This is a genomic window from Planomonospora algeriensis (assembly GCF_977012225.1).
The window spans coordinates 1-1122 of sequence record NZ_CDRNDK010000907.1; the positions used below are offsets into that span (position 1 = coordinate 1).

3 protein-coding genes are annotated in these 1122 nt (G+C 73.4%); 1 reads left to right on the forward strand and 2 read right to left on the reverse strand.

The window, feature by feature from the left end:
* Both ACWJ6R_RS36800 and ACWJ6R_RS36805 read right to left on the reverse strand, forming a co-directional pair.
* Nucleotides 1-480 (reverse strand): sigma-70 family RNA polymerase sigma factor (locus ACWJ6R_RS36800; protein ID WP_449066621.1); only part of this gene is annotated, 480 nt, incomplete at its 3' end.
* Between the two features lie 68 nt (nucleotides 481-548).
* Nucleotides 549-746, reverse strand: a complete 198-nt coding sequence (locus ACWJ6R_RS36805) for a hypothetical protein (RefSeq protein WP_449066622.1) — start codon at nucleotides 744-746, stop codon at nucleotides 549-551.
* Between the two features lie 170 nt (nucleotides 747-916).
* Between ACWJ6R_RS36805 and ACWJ6R_RS36810 the strand changes: the two genes are divergently transcribed.
* On the forward strand, nucleotides 917-1063 hold the full coding sequence (locus tag ACWJ6R_RS36810) for a hypothetical protein (RefSeq protein ID WP_449066623.1): 147 nt from the start codon (nucleotides 917-919) through the stop codon (nucleotides 1061-1063).
* Nucleotides 1064-1122: the final 59 nt, after the last annotated feature.

The following is a 1122-nucleotide window of genomic DNA, read 5'->3' on the forward strand; positions in this document are numbered from 1 at the left end:
GGTCCGGGCCCGCTGGACGCGGGACTTCATCCCGGGCACCGACAGGCCGAGCCGGCGGGCGGCCTCGGCCTGGGTGACGCCCTCGTAGTCGATGACGGTGATGGCCTGGCGATCACGCTCCGACAGCTGCGCCAGCATCGGCGCCAGGCATCCGGCCAGCGCGGCCAGTGCGCCGGGCTCGGCCGCCTCGCCGGTCAGGCTGCGGTCGAAGGCGGCCCGGGCATGCGCCCGGCCGGCCGCGGCGGCCGCGCGGTGGTGGTCGATGATCGCGTTGCGGGTGATCTGGTAGACCCAGGCCTCCAACCGCCCGGTCTCGCGCGGGCCGGAGCTGCTGCGGCTGATGCGTGTCAGCACCTCCTGGACGATGTCCTCGGCGTCGGCGGGCCGGTCGATGCGGGCGGCGACGAAGGCGACCAGCCGGGTGCGCAGCTGCGCGCTCGCCGCCGCGGCGTCGGCGGCCGGTCGGGTGGGCGTCGTCACGGTCGTGTCCTTCCTCGCCCTGTCCGGGGGCCGAGCCGGTCGGCCCGGCCCCGGGCAGGCGTGCGGTGTTACCGGCAGCCGCAGCTGCTGGGCGCCTCGACGGCCGGGGTGGTGACCGAATCGCCGGTCGAGCCGCCGGCCGGGAAGCCGCAGCAGGCGCCCTTGTCCTCGGGGGCGCAGCAGGTCTGCAGCGCGGTGGTCGAGCAGCAGGCCGCGGCGGGCGTCTCGGCGGCGGGGCCGGCCGGGGTGGTGTCGGTGCCGGTCATGGCAGATCGTCCTCTCCTTCAGGTGGGCAACGTCACTGAGGTAGACGGTGCACTCCGGAAATGGATGCACCAGGAACCCGACTGTTTTGACCGCCACCTAATTTGACATCTCTCTAACCAGAGTGCAGGCTGAGCATTGCTTAGACAAGCTTCGAAACACGGAGTGTGAGATGCGCTTCCTGCTGCGCCGCCGTCCGGCTCCCGCGACGCCCACGACCGTCTCCTTCGACGAGGCCACCGGCCGGGTCTGCGACCGCGCCTGCCGGGCCGACGCCGCACTGGAGCGTGCCCGCGCCGCCGCCTGGCTCACCCGCTGAACCCCGACCACCCGAACCCAGGAGGAACGATCATGAGCAGTGGATGCTGCGGCCCGGCC